This is a genomic window from Sphingorhabdus sp. (genome assembly GCF_044239005.1).
GTDB lineage: Bacteria > Pseudomonadota > Alphaproteobacteria > Sphingomonadales > Sphingomonadaceae > Sphingorhabdus_B.
Genome location: NZ_JBIICH010000137.1, coordinates 1 through 5048 on the forward strand (window position 1 = coordinate 1; position 5048 = coordinate 5048).

A 5048-nucleotide genomic window follows, 5' to 3' on the forward strand; every position below is an offset into this window, starting at 1 on the left:
TTAAGGAGCAATCTTGATCGATACCGCATCCGTTCCGACTGCCGGCAATCTGGCCGCCAAGTCCAAGGAACCCACTTTGACCCCGGACGCCCTCCACGCGCTAATCCTGCAATCGCTCGACGATGATCAGGCGCAGGAAGTGGTGACCATCCCGCTTGAAGGCAAAAGCAACATCGCCGACCATATGGTCGTCGCATCTGGCCGTTCATCGCGGCAGGTGGCGTCGATGGCGCAAAAGCTTGCCGAGCGTATCAAGAAAGCCGGACGTCATGCCCGCATCGAAGGTTTGCCATCGGCAGACTGGGTGTTGATCGACGCCGAAGATGTCATCGTGCATCTGTTCCGTCCCGAAGTCCGCAGCTTCTACAATCTGGAACGCATGTGGGCATTTGGCGACGCGCCCGAAGTTCCGGCCCAATAAGCCCGAACGTCCGCGCCGATGGCGATGCGCCTGCACATCATCGCGCGCGGCAAAATCGGCCGCTCTGCTGAAGCGGAGCTGGTCGACCGATATCTGAAACGGATCAGCTGGCCAACGCGGCACAGCGAAATGCCTGATAAGGGCGGCGACCTTCCCCATTCGGACAGCCCCTGCAAAACCATCATCTTGGATGAAAAAGGCGAACAGCTTGGCTCGGTCGAACTTGCCCGCTTGCTGGAACGCTGGCGCGACGATGGCGTGCGCGAAGTGCGTTTCCTGATTGGCGCTGCCGACGGTTTTGATGACGAAGCCCGTGCTGGCGCCGACAAGCTCATCGCCTTTGGCAAAGCGACATGGCCGCATTTGATGGCCCGCGCGATGCTGGCTGAACAATTGTTCCGTGCAACATCAATCATTGCCAACCACCCCTATCATCGTGAAGGATAGGGGCATGCGGTTCTGGTCCGTCCTTTTGCTCTTGATGCTCACGCCCTTTGCCATTGCGAGCAGCCTGATGGCGCAAAGCGCGGGCAGCAACAGCGCGCAACAAGACGCCCTGCGCGCTGCTCAGGAAAAGGCGTTGCGTGCTGAACGGCGCAGTGAGCTGTTGCGGCAGGAGGCAAGCAATGCCGAAAGCACCGCAGACCGGTTGGTCGCGCAAAGGGCGGTGCTGTCCGCCGAAATCGACGCCGCCGAAGCGCAGATAGCAGCGGCGACCGCGCGGATTGCCATCATCAGCCGCCAACAAGAGCTTCAGCGGGCACAGCTTGGTGTGGAAAGCGAACCCGTGCTGCGCCTGAACGCCGCGCTTCAGCAAATGACGGGCCGCCCGGCGGTGCTGATGATGATGCAGCCCGGGCAACGCGAAGATTATGTCCATGTGCGCGCGATCATGGCGACCGTGCAGCCACAGATCATCCGCCGCACCAGCGACTTGCGCCAACACATTGCGGTACAAAGCGAATTGCGGGTGCAGGAATATCGCGCGCTGAAATCGCTGGGCGATGCGCGCAGCCGGTTGAAAAGCCGCCAGACAGATTTGGCCAGACTGCAAAGCGCCGCCGGTGGCAAGGCCGGCGCACTGTCCGCCGATGCCGCCATCGCATTTGAACAAGCGATCGCGCAAGGCGAGCGGGCACGCGATATTGTCGGGCGCATGGATATCCAGCGGCTGAGCGCCGAAAAAGCGTCTGAACTCGCGGCGCTGGACGGGCCGATGCTCCGCCCCGGGCGCGCGACCAAGGCTGCGGCGGCGGGGACGGCCTATATCCTGCCCGCGCGCGGCAAGCTGTTGTCGGGTTTTAACGAACTCAACGCCACTGGCTATCGGGAGCGCGGCGTCCGCATTGCACTTGCCGACAATATGCGCGTGGTCGCGCCCGCAGCGGGGACGATTTCCTTTGCTGGCCGCTATCGCAGCTATGGGCGGATTGTGATCATTGAACATGGCAATGGCTGGAACAGCCTGATTACACATCTGGGCAGCACGCAGGTCAAAAAGGGGCAGGCGGTGAAGCAAGGCTTTGTTCTGGGCTCCGCCAAACCAGACGCGCCCGAAATCGGCATTGAACTGCGCAAAAATGGCCGTGTGATGGATATTGCCACGATATTGGGATGAGTTAGGGTCAGGGCCTATGTGCGTTCTTGTCGATGCCCGCATGCTGTTCGTGCTAATCATGCTTTCACCGCGGGTTAAGGCGGGATATAGCATCGCCGAAATGATGAAATGGATTGGTATATGAAGAACCGTTTGCTGCCCGCGACTTGCGCCATTGTTTTGGCGCTGTCGGTCCCTGCGACTGTGCTGGTCGCGCAAAGCGTTCAGCAGCAACAAGCGCAAGCTGACCGTTTCAAAGAGCTTGAGGAATTCCTCGCGGTCTATCGCAAGGTTAAATTAAGCTATGTCGACAAGGTCGATGACAAGCAATTGATGGAAGGCGCGATTCAGGGGATGCTCGCCAGCCTCGATCCGCACAGTGCCTTCCTCGACAAATCCGACTTCAGCTCGCTGCAAACACAGATTGATGGCGAATATGGCGGCCTTGGCCTGACGGTTACGCTTGAGGATGAAGCGGTGAAGGTCATCGCCCCCACCAAGGACACGCCCGCTGACAAGGCCGGTATCAAGTCGGGCGATTTTATCACGCATTTGGACGGCAAGTTGATCATTGGCGGAACGCTCGACGAAGCTGTCGAAGCGATGCGCGGTGTTCCGGGCACATCCATCAAGCTCACCATTTTCCGGCCCGGGCGTGATGCGCCGTTCGACGTGACGGTCACGCGCGCGGTCATCGATTTGAAACCAGTGCGGTGGGAAGTGAAAAACCGCATTGGCGTTATTTCCATCACCGGTTTTTCCGAACAAACCGGCGCTGACGTTGTTGCTGCTGTGTCCGGCATAAAGAAATCGCTTGGCGGAAATCCGTTGGGTTACATCATCGACCTGCGGTCCAACCCCGGTGGCATATTGGACGAAGCCGTTTCGGTTTCTGATGCTTTCCTGTCGAGTGGTGAGATTGTTTCCGAACGCGGCCGTGACAAAAGCGACATCCAACGCTGGTGGGCCGAACGCGCTGTTCCGGGCGATGTCACCGGCGGCGCGCCGATCATCGTTCTGGTTGATGCAGGCTCTGCATCGGCATCCGAAATTGTGGCTGGCGCTTTGCAAGACCATCATCGCGGCTTGGTCATGGGTGAACGCAGTTTCGGCAAGGGATCGGTGCAGACTGTCCTGCCGTTGACGCGGGACACGGGCCTTCGCCTCACCGTTGCGCGCTACCATCTGCCATCGGGTCGTTCGGTGCAGGAAGGCGGCATAAAGCCCGATATCCGCGTACCGCAATTGACCGATCCCGATTATAAAAAGCGCGTGTCCGTGCGCGAATCCGATTTGCGTCGTCACTTGGTCAATGAATTGAAAGACAACAGCAAAGACCTTGAAGAAGACCGCATCGACGATCCGCGTTTTGCCATGACGGCCGAACAGTTGAAGGCCAAGGGCATTGACGATTTCCAACTATATTACGCGATGGAGACCTTGCAGCGGCTTGGATCCAAAACGATGAAACTTGCCGCAAAGCCCGTAAAGGGCAGGGCGCAGAATTGAGTTTTACCCAACCCCGTCATGCTGAACTTGTTTCAGCATCTTACTTTCTTGGCGGTGCTGAAGTAAGATCCTGAAACAAGTTCAGGATGACAATGATGCGGAGTGAAGTGCGTACATGACGTCGAAATTTGACAACGCCCATTGGCTCGCATTCCTGTTACCGGCGGCGTTGCTCGCGGGGGCATATGGTTCGCAATATATTGGCGGGCTTTTCCCGTGCGAAATGTGCTGGTGGCAGCGTTATCCGCATTTTGCCGCGGTCGCGATTGCGGTCATTGCCTTTGGCGTTGGCAACCTTGCCTTTCGCAAAACATTGGTGGCGCTTGCGGCCTTGGCCATCGCGACCAGCGGCGGCATCGCGGGCTTTCATGCTGGCGTCGAATATGGCTGGTGGGAAGGGCTGACCGCGTGCACCGCAACAATTTCGGGCAGCGGGGATGATTTGCTCAAGTCGATCATGAACGCACCCTTGGTCCGCTGCGACGTGGCACCATGGTCTTTGTTCGGCATTTCGCTCGCCGGCTATAATTTCCTCTTGTCGTTGGGCGGCGCAGTGGCCATCTTGGGTATGACATGGCGCAACACGAAACCCTGAAAACCACACCGCAGCGTAAAGCGGCCATCGACCGGATGATTCGCGTGAATCAAGCGGGCGAATTTGGCGCGAAACGCATTTACGCAGGGCAGCTTGCGGTGATGGGTGACCGGACGCCGGCGGCGCGCAGCATTGCGCATATGGCCGAGCAAGAGGAACGGCACCTCAGCGCCTTTGACAAGATGATGGCCGAACGCGGCGTGCGTCCAACGGCTTTGTACCCGATTTGGAACGCCGCCGGTTTTGCGCTTGGCGCGGTGTCTGCCGCGATCAGCCCGGAGGCAGCGATGGCCTGCACCGTGGCGATCGAAACCGAAATTGACCGCCATTATAGCGAGCAGCTCGCAGAAATCGGTGACAGCGATCCCGAATTATCGGCGATGATTGCCGATTTTCAGGCGGACGAACTTGAACATAAAGCCACCGCGCTGGCCGAAGGTGCAGAGCGCGCACTGGCCTATCCGGTCATGAGCGCGCTTGTCCGCTTGGGCTGCCGTACCGCGATTGCCGTGTCGAAACATATTTGAGCTTCATCGCGCATTCAGCCTGCGACGTTCAAGCCAGAGCATAGATTTTTGGAGAATATCCCGTGAACGCAATGGCCAATATTTCCGTCGCCGCTTTGGCTCTCATGCTGTCGGCGCAAGCCCCGGCACAAAATGCCCCCGCCACGCAGCCGGGTGATGAGAAGATCAACCAGTTGATCATCTATGGGGACGACAAATGCCCCGAAAGCCAAGGCGCCGAAATCGTCGTCTGCGCGCGGATGGGGGAGGCGGACCGGTACCGCATTCCGTCGTCCTTGCGCGGCGACCCCAATGACCCGCGCAATCAGGCGATGTCCGAGCGGATTAAATCCTACGAATATGTGGGCGCCAGCGGCACGATGAGCTGCTCGGCATCGGGTGCTGGCGGCTTTACCGGAT

At 58.8% G+C, this 5048-nt stretch carries 6 protein-coding genes and 1 pseudogene; all 7 read left to right on the forward strand.

Features of this window, described 5'->3' with window-relative positions; all coding sequences use genetic code 11:
* Positions 1-49: 49 nt before the first annotated feature.
* Positions 50-421 carry a ribosome silencing factor gene (gene rsfS / locus ACILQA_RS09700; protein ID WP_183941493.1) on the forward strand — a complete coding sequence of 124 codons (372 nt, stop codon included), beginning with the start codon at positions 50-52 and terminating at the stop codon, positions 419-421.
* A 24-nt stretch (positions 422-445) separates the two neighbouring features.
* Positions 446-868, forward strand: a complete 423-nt coding sequence (locus ACILQA_RS09705; protein WP_333569652.1) for a 23S rRNA (pseudouridine(1915)-N(3))-methyltransferase RlmH — start codon at positions 446-448, stop codon at positions 866-868.
* A 4-nt stretch (positions 869-872) separates the two neighbouring features.
* Entirely contained in the window at positions 873-2039 is a 1167-nt protein-coding gene (locus tag ACILQA_RS09710) for a murein hydrolase activator EnvC family protein (protein WP_395629511.1), read from the forward strand.
* A 120-nt stretch (positions 2040-2159) separates the two neighbouring features.
* Positions 2160-3527, forward strand: coding sequence for a S41 family peptidase (locus ACILQA_RS09715; protein ID WP_395629512.1), 1368 nt, complete (start codon positions 2160-2162; stop codon positions 3525-3527).
* Positions 3528-3642: 115 nt separating this feature from the next.
* Positions 3643-4122, forward strand: coding sequence for a disulfide bond formation protein B (locus ACILQA_RS09720; RefSeq protein WP_395629513.1), 480 nt, complete (start codon positions 3643-3645; stop codon positions 4120-4122).
* Entirely contained in the window at positions 4101-4649 is a 549-nt protein-coding gene (locus ACILQA_RS09725; protein WP_324478576.1) for a demethoxyubiquinone hydroxylase family protein, read from the forward strand. Before ACILQA_RS09720 ends, ACILQA_RS09725 begins: the two co-directional genes overlap by 22 nt.
* Before the next feature lie 71 nt (positions 4650-4720).
* Positions 4721-5048 (forward strand): annotated as a pseudogene (locus ACILQA_RS09730) (hypothetical protein); the annotation flags it as partial.

What these genes read in the sequence shown, in the direction of transcription:
- ACILQA_RS09715 (WP_395629512.1), top strand. Translation starts at nt 2,160, where the DNA reads ATGAAGAACCGTTTGCTGCCCGCGACTTGCGCCATTGTTTTGGCGCTG.
- ACILQA_RS09710 (WP_395629511.1), top strand. Translation starts at nt 873, where the DNA reads ATGCGGTTCTGGTCCGTCCTTTTGCTCTTGATGCTCACGCCCTTTGCC.
- ACILQA_RS09720 (WP_395629513.1), top strand. Translation starts at nt 3,643, where the DNA reads ATGACGTCGAAATTTGACAACGCCCATTGGCTCGCATTCCTGTTACCG.
- ACILQA_RS09705 (WP_333569652.1), top strand. Translation starts at nt 446, where the DNA reads ATGCGCCTGCACATCATCGCGCGCGGCAAAATCGGCCGCTCTGCTGAA.
- ACILQA_RS09725 (WP_324478576.1), top strand. Translation starts at nt 4,101, where the DNA reads ATGGCGCAACACGAAACCCTGAAAACCACACCGCAGCGTAAAGCGGCC.